This is a genomic window from Streptomyces sp. NPDC001492, assembly GCF_053597275.1.
The window spans coordinates 211,073-225,192 of the sequence record NZ_JBSFHW010000002.1; the positions used below are offsets into that span (position 1 = coordinate 211,073).

Here is a 14,120-nt window from a genome sequence, read left to right on the forward strand (position 1 = left end):
AGACCCGACTGGGCAGGACGCACCCCAAGACCGAGGACGCCTTCGCTCTGGTCGACCGGCTACGGTGACACCGCCGTCCCGGCGGCCTCTGTGTTGGCCTCGAACAGCCGCGTGACCTGGGCCGATCCGAGGTCGTTGACCCGGCTATGAAGAAGCTCAGCGTGCTTGCCGTCCTGACCATGACCGGCCTTGCGCTCGCCACCCCAGCCCACGCCGACAACGACGACAGCCCCCGCGGCCACATGAACGTCAGCCACCGAAGCCCCCTCGCCACCGGCCTCTGCAAGGAAGCACTCGCCCTCGTCCCCGTGTTCGCAACCGGAACCGACCAGGCGGTGGACGACGCCTGCAACAACCGCGACCACGCCCGCGACTGAGGCGACCAGTCCAGGCGCTCCGGCTCCGCAACCCTGCCGCCGGTGGCGGGCACCTTCCCGCCACCGGCACCCACTGCTGAGGGGGGAGACCACGTCTTCTCCCTCCTGTCCACGCACGACAACCACGAATCCGGCTTTCAGCTCCAGGGCGCCTCCAACAACAAGCAGATCCTGAACCCGGACAGTTGCCTCCACCAGGGTTCGCCTCGCCGCTCCTCATCGAGAACTCGGTCGCGTACGGCAGCGGCTTCAAACTCGGCGGCGGCACCATCTCCCGGTCACCGACGGCCGGGCCGCCGCCCCCCGGCCCGGCGACCGTCCCCAAGGGCAACTCCTGGGAGCTGGGCGGCACTTGGAACGCCTCCTCCGCTCTCAGCGCGGACCCGGCACCACAGTTCCTCGTGCCGCGGAGTGGGGCGCACACCGGGGCCCGGTTCTGATCCGTCCGCCCCGGTGCGACGGGGCCAAGGGGGTATGGATCATGCTTGTTCCATGCCATCCGCCGCCCCCTTTCCCCGCCGCACGCTGATCGGCGCCGCCCAGCAGCGCCCCTGCACCCTCGTCGTCTGCCGGGGCTGCTGCTGCGGCGACCCGCGCAAGCACCCCGGCACCGACCACGTCTGGCAGCTGGAGCGGCTGCGCGCAGCCGCGGCCGAGCACGGCTTCCAGGTTCGTACGACCGACTGTCTGGGCCCTTGCGACCAGGCGAACGTCATCGTCGTGCAGCCCTCGGCGGCGGGGCGCCGGGCCGGCGGGCGGGCCACCTGGGTCGGATTCGCCATGGACGACGACTGCACGGAGGAGCTCATCGGCTGGGCGGCGGCGGGCGGGCCGGGCATCGCGGAACCGCCCGTGACGCTGGAGCTGCAGTTCATCCAGCCGCCTCGGGACGCACGCGTGCGCAGCCGCCGGTGAACCACCCACCCGCCAATTGTTAATGGGATCCATTTTCATGTAGCGTCCTCGGTGCTCGCCCACCGAGGAGGTTTCCCATGGCTGTCCCCAAGCGGAAGATGTCCCGCAGCAACACCCGCCACCGCCGCGCCCAGTGGAAGGCGGCCACCCCACGGCTCGTCCCGCTCACCCTCGACGGCGTGCGCCACCTCGTACCGCAGCACCTGGTCAAGGCGTACGAGCGCGGGCTGCTGCGCCCCGAAGGCTGAGCCCGCGATGCCGTACGAGATGCCGCATGCCCGCCTGCCCGTCACTGTCCTGTCCGGCTTCCTGGGGGCGGGCAAGACCACGCTCCTCAACCATGTCCTCGCCAATCGGCAGGGCTTGCGGGTGGCCGTGATCGTCAACGACATGAGCGAGGTCAACATCGACGCCGCGCTGGTGCGCGGCGGCGAGGCCGCGCTCTCGCGGACCGAGGAACGCCTCGTCGAGATGACGAACGGCTGCATCTGCTGCACCCTGCGCGACGACCTGCTGGAGGAGGTCGACCGGCTGGCCCGCGAGGGACGCTTCGACCACCTCCTGATCGAGTCGTCCGGGATCTCCGAGCCGATGCCGGTCGCCGCCACCTTCGCCTTCGCCCGCGACGACGGTGCCACCCTCGGCGACGTGGCCGAGCTGGACACCATGGTCACGGTCGTGGACGCGGCGAACTTCCTGCCGGAGCTGGCGGGCGGCGACGAACTCGCCGAGCGCGGCCTCGCGCCGTACGAGGACGACGAGCGCACCGTCAGCGATCTCCTCATCGACCAGGTCGAGTTCGCGGACGTCATCGTCCTCAACAAGCTGGACCTGGTCGACTCCCGCGCCGCCGACGGGCTGCGGGCGACGCTCGCCCGCCTCAACCCCCTCGCCCGCATCGTCCCGGCCACCCACGGACGCGTGGACCTCCACCAGGTCCTCGGCACCCGCCTGTTCGCCCTCGAACGCGCCCAGCAGGCGCCGGGGTGGGTGCGGGAGCTCAACGGCGACCATGTGCCCGAGACGGAGGAGTACGGCATCTCGTCGACCGTGTTCCGTTCCGAACTCTCCTTCCATCCGGGCCGGTTGTGGACCTTCGTGACCGAGGACCTGGACGGCGGCGCATTCGGCCGGGTGCTGCGCTCGAAGGGTTTCTTCACCCTGGCGGGCCGCTCCCAGGTGACGGGGCTGTGGTCGCAGGCCGGCTCGGTGGCCCGCTTCGAGCCGTCGGCCGCGCGCGATCCCGAGGCGCCGTATGCGCAGGAACTGGTTCTGATCGGCGTCCGGTTGGACGCCGAGAGGATCCAGGCGGCCTTGACGGAGTGCCTCATGCGGCCCGGCGAACGCCTCCCGGAGGTCGACCCGTTCCCCGTCTGGGACACGTACGGCATCGACGACATGTGTGAGCACGAGCAGCAAACCGCTCATGTGCCGACTCCTGTCGACATCCTGGACACGGTCGGCAGTTGTGAGGATGCTCGAGTGCAAGCGGTGTGACAGTGCGGCACGCCACCGCGGGCGCGCCCGCCACCGCGACGGGGGTGAGGACGGTGGAAGCGCACGCGGCTGCCGGCCCGGAGGCGACAACATCCCGGGTGGGCCTGGTTCGGGAAGGCGGAGGGGGCAAGGGGATCGCCTTCGTCGGGGCGCTGGTCGCGGCCGGCTGCACGGTGCCCGAGCTCGAAGGGACCCTCAGAAAGAGGCAGTTCGCATCCTTCGAGGACGGCTGGGCACGCCACTTCGGCAAGCCCGGGGCGGCACTGGCCTTGAACGAGGAGCGCCTGGCCCGCAAGAACGTCGTGACCTTGTGCGGTGTGGACCCGGACTCGAGCCGGCCCCCGCGGTCCGAGCCGCCCGCCGCGGCCTGCTGACCGGGCGGCGGAGGAACCATGAGCCCTCGCTCCCGCCCGCACAGACGCCTGCGCGCGCCGGCACCCCGCCCCCGCACCTCCCTCGCGGGAGGGCTGTCCGCGCTCCGTGCGCGTCCCGTCCGGCCCCGCAGGTACCCCTATCCCCTGGCCGGGAGGCCCAACACCTGGCTGCACCGGGCCCAGGCCCGTCTGTGCGTGCTGAAGGTGGAACTGGACGCCACCTGCCTCCCACCGGACCGGCCCACCCGGGACGGGGTGCGGTACGCGGTGCTGCACACCGGGGCCCAATGCCTCCTCGACTCCGCGCAGAGCCTGATCAAGGAGGCTGGTGGGCGCCGGTCCTGGCTGTGGCGGCTGCGCAGCTGGTGGTCCGGGTACGCCTACGAGGGCACACTCGCCTGTCTGCACGCGGCCGACGTCGCCATCCTCGCCGTGTCGCGGCCCCGCCGTGCCTGGCAGCGCCTCGACACGATCCTGGTCACGGCGCGTCCGCTGCCCCGCAACGATCCGAGGTTCGCCCGCGTCAAGGCGCTCAAGTCCCGGCAGAATCCGGACGACGCATGTCTGCCGTGGGCCCTGGCCGCGCTCCTGCAGGCCGCCTACGCCCTCCAGGAGGAACGCGCGGTGCGCAGCCGCAACTTCCGCAACCGGCTCATCCGGGCCGGCCTGGTCCTGTGTCTCCTCCTCGCCGCCGCCCTCTGCGCGCCCCTGTGGGCCGTCGGCGCCGTGCCCGTCTGTGAAACGGGCCGCAACTGCCCGGGCGACCTGGCGCCCGGCGTGAGCGAGATCGCCGTGGTCATGCTGCTCGGGGTGCTCGGCGCCGCCCTGCACGTGGCGGCGCGGCTCCAGCAGATGGGCGGCAGCTGGAACCCGTACGGGCTGCCGCTGTTCCAGGAACTCATCAAACTGCCCACCGGCGCCCTGACCGCGGTGACCGGGCTGGTGCTGGTGGACACCGCCGCCCTGCCCGTGGTCCAGGCACCCGACTCGTGGCGCGGTGTGATGGCCTACGCCCTCGTGTTCGGGGTGGCCCAGCTGGCGCTGACCCGCACCATCGACCAGCGCGCCGAGAAGCTCCTGGCGGCCGAGCCCGCCCCGGACGAGGTGAAGCAGCTGGAGAAGGCACCGGAGGATCACCAGGACGTCATGTAGCCGGCAGCGACCCGGGGGGAGCGGGAATGCCGGAGCCTGTCAGGCGTTGAACCGCGTGTGAGTTCCCTGATCGCCGCCACCCGCTTCTCCGTCCTCGACCGCTCCCGCGTCCGCGAGGGCCACACGGACGCGGAGGCGCTGCGCGACACCGTGCGGCTGGCGCAGGAGCTGGAGGATCTCGGCTATCACCGGTTCTGGGTGTCCGAGCATCACGGCGTGCCGGGTGTGGCGGGTTCCGCGCCCACCGTCCTGGCCGCCGCCGTCGCGGGTGCCACGCGCACGATCCGGGTCGGCACGGGCGGTGTGATGCTGCCCAACCATCAACCCCTGGTCGTGGCCGAGCAGTTCGGGGTGCTGGAGTCACTCTTCCCCGGGCGGATCGACATGGGGCTGGGGCGGTCGGTCGGCTTCACGGGCGGTGTACGCAAGGCGCTGGGCCGGGACAAGGGCGACGCCGAGGACTTCGGGGCGCAGTTGGAGGAGCTGCTCGGCTGGTTCCGCGGGACGTCCCCGACGGGTGTGCACGCGCGCCCCGCGGAGGGTCTGACCGTGCCGCCGTTCGTGCTGGCCATGGGCGAGGGCGCCGAGGTCGCGGCCCGCGCGGGCCTGCCGATGGTCATCGGCGACCTCAGGGGCCGCGAGAAGATGCAGCGCGCCATCGACCACTACCGCGCCCGCTTCCGGCCCTCCCCGTGGGCGAGCGAACCGTACGTCGTCATCTCCGGCACGGTCGCCGTGGCCGCCACGCCCGAGGAGGCGCGTCGGCTGCTGGTCCCGGAGGCCTGGTCGATGGCGTACTCCCGCACGCACGGCACCTTCCCGCCGCTGCCGCCCGCCGAGCGCGTCGAGGGTCTCGCCATGACCGGCAAGGAACGCGGATTCTACGAGTCCGGGCTCGCCGGCCACATCGCGGGCACCGAGGAGCAGGTCGCGCACGAGCTGGAGACGGTGCTGAAGGAGACGGGCGCGCAGGAGGTGCTGGTCACGACCAGTACGTACGACCGTGCGGCGCTGGTCGACTCGTACCGGCGCCTCGCCCGGATCACCTCCCGGTAGTGATCACCATCCGGAAGCGGGCGGTGCCGGAGAGCATCTTCCGGTAGGCCTCGCCGGCCTGGTCCAGGGGCAGGGTCTCGGTCATCGGGCGGATGCCGTGCAGGGCGCTGAAGGCCATGGTGTCCTGCACGTCCTGTGCGGTGCCGGACGGATGGCCGCGGACGATCCTGCCGCTCATGAGCAGCTGGACCGGGCTGATGCCCAGGGGTTCGGGGTCCGCCCCGATGGCGACGAGTTCGCCGCGGGGTGCCAGGCCGTCCACAGTGGCCGTGATCGCCTGGGAATTGCCCGCCGTGGCCAGTACGACCCTGGCGCCGCCGAGGGACTGCAGGGCCTGCGCGACAGGGGTGGGCGCCGTGCTGTCGACGTAGTGGTGGGCGCCGAGCTGTTTGGCGAAGTCGGCCTTCTCGGCCCCGCGGGCGATCGCCACGGTCTCGAAGCCCATCGCCACCGCGTACTGCACGCCCAGGTGCCCGAGGCCGCCCAGGCCGAGCACGGCGACCAGATCACCCGGCCGGGCGGAGCTGCGCCGCAGCCCGTTGTAGGTGGTCACGCCCGCGCAGGCCATGGGCCCGGCGTCGGTCGCGGACAGGGCGTCCGGGATCCGGGCCAGGGCGTCGACCGGGGCGATCAGCATCTCGGCGAAGCCGCCGTCGTACGCCCAGCCGGGCACCTTGAGGTTGACGCAGACGACGAAGTCGCCCTGCCGGCAGGGCGTGCAGTGGCCGCAGCTGCCGCCGAACCAGCCGACCGTCACCCGGTCGCCCGTCTGCCACCCCCGTTCCGCGGCGCCCTCGCCGAGCGCGTCGATCCGTCCGGCGATCTCGTGTCCGGGGACCACGGGGAAACTGATGCCCGGCGCACCGCCGTTCACGAACAGGGTGTCGCTGTGGCAGACCCCGCAGGCCTCCACCGCCACCCGTACATGACCCGGGCCCGGCTGCGGCACCTCGCGCTCGACGATCTGGAACGGGCCGCCGGCCTCGATCGCCTGCGCGACTCGATAGGTACTGCTCATCTGTCCCTCCGGGGTGGGCAGGAACGGGGCGAAAGCCCCAGGGTCCAGCACATCAGCTCGAAGCCGATCCCGCGCGCGAAACAGACGAAACGATCAAGGACGACGGCCCGGCCTCACGAAATGGCCCGCAGTCCGCCGCGGGCCCGGCGGCGGAGTTGGTCGACGGCCTGGGCCGTCCGTTCGTCCGCGGGCAGGAGGACGACCAACTGCTGGGCATCCGAAGGGAGTTCGAGCACCTCGCGGACCAGCCGGAGTGCGCACCCGGAAGGATGGTCGAGGCGGAGGTCCCCGCGCCGCGGGACCACATGACGGTGCAGGCGGCTCGTGAAGTCGGAGCCGGCGACGGGGGCGAGTTCGGTGCTGAACCACTCGGAACTCTCGGCCGACGGTGCCAGCCACAGGTCGAAGGCCTGCTGGTCGGCGATGTCGTCCCAGTCGGAGAAGAACGTCCGGGCGCGCGGGTCGGTGAAGACGTAGCGGGTGAGGTTCGGGGTGTCCGCGTCGAGCAGTCCGGTGCCGCTCATCACCGACGCGTAGCCGCTGGTGTGGGCGAGGACGTCGCCCAGCCGGTTGGTGACCATCGCGATGCCCGGCTCCAGGAGGCGGAGTGTCTCCAAGACGGAGGGGCGGACCTCTCGGCGGACAGGCGCGGGCCGGGTGTGAGCGACACACGCGCCGCCGGTGATCTTCGCGAGGTAGCGCAGGTGGCTCCGCTCGGCCGCATCGAGGCTGAGCGCATCTGCGAGGGCGTTGACCACCGCCACCGACGGGTTGCGGTCCCGGCCCTGCTCCATGCGGGTGAGGTACTCGACGCTGATGCCGGCCCGCGCGGCGAGATCCAGTCGCCGCAGGCCCGGTGAGCGGCGGCGGCCGTGATGCGGCAGCCCCAGCGACTCGGGCTGGATGCTGTCGCGCTTGGCCCGGATGAAGTCCCCCAACGGCGTGCCCATGAGCCGAGCATAGGCCGCTGCCCGCCGCTCGCGGAGGGCTCAGCCTGGCCCTGCGGGGGCCGGCCTGAGCACGGTCTGGTTGCCGTCGGGGCGCGGCGTGACCGTGGTGGGCATGGACAACAACGAGCAGAGCAAGCACAAGCTGGTGATCATCGTCGGAAGCGTCCGGGACGGACGGTTCGGCCCGGTGGTGGCCTCGTGGATGGCCGGACAGGCGGGCGCGCACGGTGGTTTCGACGTGGAGGTCGTCGACCTGGCCGAGATCGACATCCCGTTGGCGCTGCCCGCACAGCCGCCGAAGTACGCCGGTGACGCCTACCCCCGCCCGGCCGGGATGGCGGCACTGACGTCGGCCCTGGAGGGCGCCGACGCGTTCGCCGTGGTCACACCGGAGTACAACCACAGCTATCCCGCCTCACTGAAGGCGGCCATCGACTGGCACTTCACCCAGTGGACGGCCAAGCCCGTCGCCTTCGTCAGCTACGGCGGCGCGGCAGGCGGCCGGCATGCCGTACTGCACCTGGAGAACGTGCTGACCGAGCTGCACGCGGTGACCATCCGCGACGGTCTCGCCTTTCCGAACTACTTCACCGCCTGGCAGGACGGGCGTCCCCTCGACCCCGACGCCGCCGGGTACGCCAAGACGCTGCTGGAGCAGCTGGCCTGGTGGGCCGGTGCACTGCGCTCGGCCCGCGAGGCCGCGCCCTACCCGGCGTGACCTGGGAAGACGCCCCGCAGGCGAGGCCGACGGCTTAGAATCGCGGCGTTTGTCCCGCCGCAGCCGAAGACCCGTACGGAGTTCCCGTTCATGCACGACCCTCACGACCCCTACGTCCGCGTCCGCGGCGCCCGCGAGCACAACCTCAAGGGCGTGGACGTCGACATCCCGCGGGACGTGTTGACCGTGTTCACAGGGGTCTCCGGGTCCGGGAAGTCCTCGCTCGCCTTCGGCACCATCTACGCCGAGGCCCAGCGCCGCTACTTCGAGTCCGTCGCCCCGTACGCGCGCCGCCTGATCCACCAGGTCGGCGCGCCGAAGGTCGGCGAGATCACGGGACTGCCGCCCGCGGTCTCCCTCCAGCAGCGGCGCTCGGCCCCGACGTCCCGCTCGTCGGTCGGCACGGTCACCAACCTGTCGAACTCCCTGCGGATGCTGTTCTCCCGGGCCGGCGACTACCCGCCCGGCGCCCCACGCCTCGACTCCGACGCGTTCTCGCCCAACACGGCCGCCGGTGCCTGCCCGGAGTGCCACGGCCTGGGCCGGGTCCACCGAACGACCGAGGAGTTGCTGGTCCCCGACCCGTCGCTGTCGATCCGCGAGGGCGCGATCGCCGCCTGGCCGGGTGCCTGGCAGGGCAAGAACCTCCGCGACATCCTCGACGCGCTCGGCCACGACGTGGACCGGCCGTGGCGCGAACTCCCGGCCGACCAGCGGGAGTGGATCCTGTTCACCGACGAGCAGCCCGTCGTCACCGTGCACCCGGTACGGGACGCGGACCGCATCCAGCGGCCCTACCAGGGCACGTACATGAGCGCCCGCCGCTACGTCATGAAGACCTTCTCCGACTCCAAGAGCCCCACGTTGCGGGCCAGGGCCGAACGCTTCCTGGCCAGCGCGCCCTGCCCGGCGTGCGGCGGCAGCAGGCTGCGTCCGGAGGCGCTGGCGGTGACCTTCGCGGGCCGTACGATCGCCGAGCTGGCCGCGCTGCCGCTGACCGACCTCGCGGGCTGTCTGGTGGCGCGCGACGAGACCGCCCGCGTCCTCACCGAGGACCTCACCTCCCGTATCGCGCCGGTCCTCGAACTCGGCCTGGGCTACCTCAGCCTGGACCGCTCCACTCCCACCCTCTCGACGGGCGAGCTGCAACGGCTGCGCCTGGCCACGCAGCTGCGCTCCGGACTGTTCGGTGTCGTCTACGTCCTCGACGAGCCGTCCGCCGGCCTGCACCCGGCGGACACGGAGGCCCTGCTGACCGTCCTGGAGCGGCTGAAGTCGTCGGGCAACTCGGTGTTCGTGGTGGAGCACCACCTGGACGTCATGCGTGGCGCCGACTGGCTGGTGGACGTCGGCCCACGCGCCGGCGAGCACGGCGGAGAGGTGCTGTACAGCGGGCCGGTGGCGGACCTCGCCTCGGTCCCGCAGTCCGCGACGGCCCGCTTCCTCTTCGACCGCTCCCCCACCGCCGTACGCCAAGTGCGCACTCCCCGCGGCCAGTTGAAGGTCGGTCCCGTCACCCGGCACAACCTGCGCGGGGTGACGGCCCAGTTCCCGCTCGGCGTGTTCACCGCCGTCACCGGTGTCTCCGGTTCCGGCAAGTCGACGCTCATCGGCGAGATCACCGAGGATCTGGCGGACGTGGCACGCCTGGTCTCCGTCGACCAGAAGCCCATCGGCCGCACCCCGCGCTCCAACCTCGCCACCTACACGGGCCTCTTCGACGTCGTACGCAAGGTGTTCGCGGCCACCAAGGAGGCACAGGCCCGCGGTTACGGCGTCGGCCGCTTCTCCTTCAACGTCGCCGGCGGGCGCTGCGAGACCTGCCAGGGCGAGGGGTTCGTCAGCGTCGAGCTGCTGTTCCTGCCGAGCACGTATGCGCCGTGTCCGGACTGCGGCGGCGACCGCTACAACCCCGAGACGCTCCAAGTGACGTACCGGGGCCGGAGCATCGCCCAGGTGCTGGACCTGACGGTGGAGAGCGCGGCGGAGTTCTTCGCGGACACCCCGGCGGTGGAGCGCAGTCTCGCCGCCCTGCTCGACGTGGGCCTCGGCTACCTGCGTCTGGGCCAGCCCGCCACCGAGCTCTCCGGTGGCGAGGCCCAGCGCATCAAGCTGGCCGGCGAGTTGCAGCGCGGCCGCCGCGGCCACACCCTCTACCTCCTCGACGAGCCGACCACCGGTCTGCATCCGGCGGACGTCGAGGTCCTGATGCGGCAGCTGCACGGTCTCGTCGAGGCCGGTCACACGGTGATCGTCGTCGAGCACGACATGTCGGTCGTGGCCGGTGCGGACTGGGTGATCGACCTGGGGCCGGGCGGCGGGGACGCGGGCGGGCGGATCGTGGCGGCCGGGACGCCGACGGAGGTGGCGGGCGTCGCGGGGAGCGCCACGGCTCCGTATCTGGCACGGGTGCTGCCACCGCGGGAGGCGTGAGCGCAGCCGTCGACGCCGCTGTCGGCATCACAGCACGGCGATCCGGACCGCATCGAGACGCTGCACGGGGCTCCCCACTTCGCCGACTGCGCCGAGCGCGCGGCACGGCTGTGTCGGCTCCGCGTTCTGGTTCAGCCGGTCAGAGACCGATCAGTTCCGCGAGGGTGCCGCCCAGGACGCGATCGCGCAGTGCGCCTGGCGCGGTGACGCGTTCGACGGTGGTGCGGGCGAGGAACGGGTCGCCGTAGGGCGCGTCCGAGCCGAACAGGGTGCGGTCCGGCACCTCGTTGATGGCCAGCCGCACCGCGAAGACGATGTTCGCCGTCGACAGCTCCAGGTACAGGTTCGGGGTGTCCCGCGCCAGCTCTATCGCCGTGAGCCAGTTCAGTCCACCGAGCTGGCTGATCACCAGGGGGACAGTCGGGTGACGGCGCGCGAGGCGGGCCAGTGTCGCCAGGTCTCCCGCCGTGGTGGGGGCGAAACCGTGCACGACGACCGGTAGCCCGCCGTGATCGGCGGCCGCCCGCAGAACCGGCTCGATCCGGCCCGCCCCGTCCGGTGGCGGGGTCAGCTCACCGATTCCCCGAAAGCCCCGGCCGACGACCTCCCCCTCGACTTCTACCGCGATCTGCTGGGCCGGCAGGTCCAGGCGAACCTTGCCGAAGCCGATGAAACGATCCGGGTGTGCCGCGCACGCCGCGTCCAGCTCCTGCCTTGCGGTCCGGTGGTGGTCCGGACCGCCGGATCGTCCACTGATCGTCTCGTCCAGCGCCCTCATCTCGCGCCGGAACGAGGTCAGATCGGTGGCCCGCTCGGGATGCGGACGGGTGCCGAAGAGCACGGCCCGGTCGACTCCCGCCTCGTCCAGCAGGGCGATGTGGCTGTGCACGGGATCGTGGACGTGACTGTGCGCATCGATGATCAACGGATTCTCCTGGTCAGGGCGGGTGACGGCGACGGAATGCCGCCGCCCGCCCCATCGTTGAAGGTTGACACCGTGGCAAGGTCAAGCTCCGTGGAGAGACGATGCTGATTGGGCAGTTGGCCAAGAGAACCGAGACCAGTGAGCGTCTGCTGCGGTACTACGAACGCGTCGGCCTGCTCACCTCGAGCCGTCGAGCCAATGGATACCGCGAATACGACGACACCGCCGTGCAGACGGTCGGACAGATCCGCGCCCTGCTGGCGGCCGGGTTGTCCACCAACCTGATCCGGCAGATCCTGCCGTGCGCTCTGGCGGACGGTTCGCTGCGTCCGTGCCCAGGAGTACTGGACAAGCTCCACGCCCAGCTCGCCCGCCTCGACCGGCGCGCGGCCGAGTTGGCACACGCCCGCCAGGCCCTGCAACAGGCCATTACGGCCGCTGCGCAGCGTCCTCGATGAACGAACTGCCGTCAGTCGCCGGTGAGCAGACCGGCCACCAGGTCGCGCGGCAGGCCGTGGGTGTCGTGGAGGTAGTGGTAGTCCTCCTCGGTCAGCGGGCCCTTGAACTGCGGTCGGGACAGGACGCGTTGGCCGCGTTCGAGGAGCCCGGTGAAGCGGTGCTCCTCTTCCAGGAGCAGTGTGCGGACGGTGTCGGTACCGCGGGGCTGGCGGAAGTGGTTCAGGGTGTGGTCCACCAGTTCCAGGGGCAGGTCCGTCAGGGTGCGTGAGGGGTCGTCGCGGCGCAGCGTGGTCAGGAGGCGGCGGACGAGGCGGCGCAGTACATGGCCGCGGCCGGTGTTGGACGGGCGTACGCCGTCGCCGAGCACGACGATGCTCGAGCGCAGGTGGTCGCAGACGAGACGGGTCGAGGGCTCGTCCAGGTCCCACAGCGGCGGGAGCAGCCGCATCCACGGTTCGAACAGATCCGTGTCGTAGACCGAACGGTGTCCTTGCAGCACGGTCATGAGGCGTTCCAGGCCCATTCCCGTGTCGATGCCGGTCTGGGGCAGGGATTCGAGGGTGCCGTCCTCGTTGCGTCGGTAGCGCATGTTGACGTGGTTCCAGATCTCCACCCAGCGCGGGTCGGTGGTGGGGGTGCCCTGGGGCGGGGTGCCGACGTCACCGGTCCAGACGAAGATCTCCGAGTCCGGGCCGCAGGGGCCGATGGGGCCGTTGGACCACCAGTTCTCCTCGCCGGTCTGCTCCACGGGCAGCCCCAGCTCCTGCCAGGTGTCCAGCGATTCGGTGTCGGGACCGACCTCGTCACCGCCGCCGAAGACCGTGACGTGCAGCCGCTCACGCGGGATGCCGAACCCGTCGCGCAGCAGCTCGTACCCCCAGCGCAGGCTCTGTGAGTGGCCGTAGTCGCTGAGGGACCACGAGCCGAGCATCTCGAAGACCGTCAGGTGGGTGCAGTCGCCGACCTCGTCGAGATCGGTGGTGCGCAGGCAGCGCTGGACGTTGATCAGGCGCCGTCCCTGGGGATGGGGGCGGCCCAGGAGGTGGGGTGTGAGGGGGTGCATGCCGGAGGTGGTGAACAGCACCGGGTCCGAGGGCGGTGGCAGGAGGGAGCTTCCGGTGATCAGGCGGTGGCCGCGTTCACGGTAGAAGTCGGTGAACGTGCGTACGGTCTGGTCGGTGTCCATGGCGGTGTCCGTTCAGGTCGTGGGGACCGGAGAGGACCGCGGGAGCAGCCTGTGAGCCCTGCGAGCGTCCGCAGCGGGGTGGCACCACATCCCGGCGATCCGTTTCCGGCCGCCGAGGAGAGGTGGAGAGGTCAGGCGTCGGCAGCCGGGGAGCTGGTCGCTCGCGCGGCTGCGGTGTGGGGGGAGCAGGTCCTGACCTTCATGGAAGGGACGGTAACAGGGGGTGGTGCGGCCCGTCTTCCGGGTTTCCGGGCATCGGGTGGGGTCTCGTGCCGTGCGGCACGAAAAGGCTTCCGCCGACGAGGGCCGCGGTCCTATTGTCTGAGCCCGTGATCAGTAACAGCGTTCCGCTGCCCCCGACGGTCTACCCGCTCGCCAAGGGCCGCGCATGGGCCATGCTGGCCGGGTCTCTCGTCTTCGTCGCTGTGGGCATTGCTTTCCTGGCCGCCCACAGCACCCTGAAGATGACTGTGGCGGGGGCGCTGGCCGTGCCCTTCTTCGGGCTGTGCTCGGTGCTCATCCTCCAGCGCCTGCTCCGCGACCTGCCTGAGTTGGTGCTGGACGACGCGGGCGTGGACCATGTGCGACTGGGCCGGTTCGGGTGGGACGAGATAGCCGGCGTGCGGATACGCGAGCAGCGGGTGCGCAACACCTCGCAGTCGTTCATCGAGCTGGTGCTGCACGACCCGGACGCCTATCTGGCCCGAGCACCCAAGCTGGTCCGCAGCACCGCGTCCATGAACGTACGACTCGGCTTCGGTCCGGCCACCCTGGCCACCAACACCTTGCCGGTGCCGCCCGAGGCGGTCCTGGACGCGATGCGGCGCCACCGCCCCGGACTCGCGGTACAGCACTGAACGCCCGTCGAAACGGCGCTAGGTCCTGTCGTTTGGATCAGGTCGGCCGTAGGGTACTGCGCCTTGCAGCCGCCCCGAGCGGGGTCGTGGGGGTCCCCCCGCTCGAGCGAAGCCGAGAGGGGGGAGCGTGCAGCTGCAAGGCGGAGGAGGCCGTGACATCGGCCGCTGCCGCGGCGGGCGACGCGGAGCGATGGGGGCCCCTC

The 14,120-nt window shown here is 71.5% G+C and carries 15 protein-coding genes and 1 pseudogene; 12 read left to right on the forward strand and 4 right to left on the reverse strand.

All coding sequences use genetic code 11. The features are described 5' to 3' along the window. Positions 1–146 precede the first annotated feature (146 nt). The 8 genes from ACWC1K_RS03280 (at position 147) to ACWC1K_RS03315 (ending at position 5,371) form a co-directional block, all read left to right on the forward strand. Positions 147–377 carry a hypothetical protein gene (locus tag ACWC1K_RS03280; protein WP_450828436.1) on the forward strand — a complete coding sequence of 77 codons (231 nt, stop codon included), beginning with the start codon at positions 147–149 and terminating at the stop codon, positions 375–377. A gap of 185 nt (positions 378–562) precedes the next feature. Beyond that, positions 563–817 carry a hypothetical protein gene (locus tag ACWC1K_RS03285; protein WP_450828438.1) on the forward strand — a complete coding sequence of 85 codons (255 nt, stop codon included), beginning with the start codon at positions 563–565 and terminating at the stop codon, positions 815–817. Between the two features lie 52 nt (positions 818–869). After that, positions 870–1,292, forward strand: coding sequence for a (2Fe-2S) ferredoxin domain-containing protein (locus tag ACWC1K_RS03290; protein ID WP_450828440.1), 423 nt, complete (start codon positions 870–872; stop codon positions 1,290–1,292). A 77-nt stretch (positions 1,293–1,369) separates the two neighbouring features. Then, the gene (gene rpmF / locus ACWC1K_RS03295) at positions 1,370–1,540 is read left to right on the forward strand and encodes a 50S ribosomal protein L32 (protein WP_450828442.1); all 171 of its coding nucleotides are present in this window, start codon (positions 1,370–1,372) and stop codon (positions 1,538–1,540) included. A 19-nt stretch (positions 1,541–1,559) separates the two neighbouring features. After that, positions 1,560–2,789 carry a GTP-binding protein gene (locus tag ACWC1K_RS03300; protein ID WP_450828708.1) on the forward strand — a complete coding sequence of 410 codons (1,230 nt, stop codon included), beginning with the start codon at positions 1,560–1,562 and terminating at the stop codon, positions 2,787–2,789. A gap of 98 nt (positions 2,790–2,887) precedes the next feature. Beyond that, on the forward strand, positions 2,888–3,163 hold the full coding sequence (locus tag ACWC1K_RS03305) for a hypothetical protein (RefSeq protein WP_450828444.1): 276 nt from the start codon (positions 2,888–2,890) through the stop codon (positions 3,161–3,163). A gap of 18 nt (positions 3,164–3,181) precedes the next feature. Then, entirely contained in the window at positions 3,182–4,315 is a 1,134-nt protein-coding gene (locus ACWC1K_RS03310; protein WP_450828446.1) for a hypothetical protein, read from the forward strand. 57 nt (positions 4,316–4,372) lie between these two features. After that, positions 4,373–5,371: an LLM class flavin-dependent oxidoreductase gene (locus tag ACWC1K_RS03315; protein WP_450828448.1), complete on the forward strand. Its 999-nt coding sequence runs from the start codon at positions 4,373–4,375 to the stop codon at positions 5,369–5,371. Here ACWC1K_RS03315 and ACWC1K_RS03320 read toward each other — a convergent pair. Continuing rightward, on the reverse strand, positions 5,358–6,389 hold the full coding sequence (locus ACWC1K_RS03320; RefSeq protein ID WP_450828450.1) for an alcohol dehydrogenase: 1,032 nt from the start codon (positions 6,387–6,389) through the stop codon (positions 5,358–5,360). The genes ACWC1K_RS03315 and ACWC1K_RS03320 overlap by 14 nt on opposite strands. Positions 6,390–6,502: 113 nt before the next feature. Continuing rightward, positions 6,503–7,360, reverse strand: a pseudogene (locus ACWC1K_RS03325) (helix-turn-helix domain-containing protein); the annotation flags it as partial. Positions 7,361–7,451: 91 nt separating this feature from the next. Between ACWC1K_RS03325 and ACWC1K_RS03330 the strand changes: the two are divergent. Beyond that, positions 7,452–8,057 (forward strand): NADPH-dependent FMN reductase, encoded by a 606-nt coding sequence (locus ACWC1K_RS03330; RefSeq protein WP_450828452.1) that lies wholly within the window; start codon positions 7,452–7,454, stop codon positions 8,055–8,057. 90 nt (positions 8,058–8,147) lie between these two features. Next, positions 8,148–10,490, forward strand: a complete 2,343-nt coding sequence (locus ACWC1K_RS03335; protein ID WP_450828454.1) for an ATP-binding cassette domain-containing protein — start codon at positions 8,148–8,150, stop codon at positions 10,488–10,490. Positions 10,491–10,629: 139 nt separating this feature from the next. Here ACWC1K_RS03335 and ACWC1K_RS03340 read toward each other — a convergent pair whose 3' ends face one another. Beyond that, positions 10,630–11,415, reverse strand: a complete 786-nt coding sequence (locus ACWC1K_RS03340) for an amidohydrolase family protein (RefSeq protein ID WP_450828456.1) — start codon at positions 11,413–11,415, stop codon at positions 10,630–10,632. Positions 11,416–11,516: 101 nt separating this feature from the next. On the opposite strand from ACWC1K_RS03340, the gene ACWC1K_RS03345 reads away from it, so the two are divergent. Then, positions 11,517–11,873 carry a MerR family transcriptional regulator gene (locus ACWC1K_RS03345; protein WP_450828458.1) on the forward strand — a complete coding sequence of 119 codons (357 nt, stop codon included), beginning with the start codon at positions 11,517–11,519 and terminating at the stop codon, positions 11,871–11,873. 11 nt (positions 11,874–11,884) lie between these two features. Here the strand turns inward: ACWC1K_RS03345 and ACWC1K_RS03350 are convergent, their stop codons facing one another. Next, entirely contained in the window at positions 11,885–13,060 is a 1,176-nt protein-coding gene (locus tag ACWC1K_RS03350; protein ID WP_450828460.1) for an alanine--tRNA ligase-related protein, read from the reverse strand. A 329-nt stretch (positions 13,061–13,389) separates the two neighbouring features. Here ACWC1K_RS03350 and ACWC1K_RS03355 point away from each other — a divergent pair, with 329 nt between their 5' ends. Then, positions 13,390–13,917: an STM3941 family protein gene (locus ACWC1K_RS03355; RefSeq protein ID WP_450828462.1), complete on the forward strand. Its 528-nt coding sequence runs from the start codon at positions 13,390–13,392 to the stop codon at positions 13,915–13,917. The last annotated feature ends 203 nt before the right edge of the window (positions 13,918–14,120 follow it).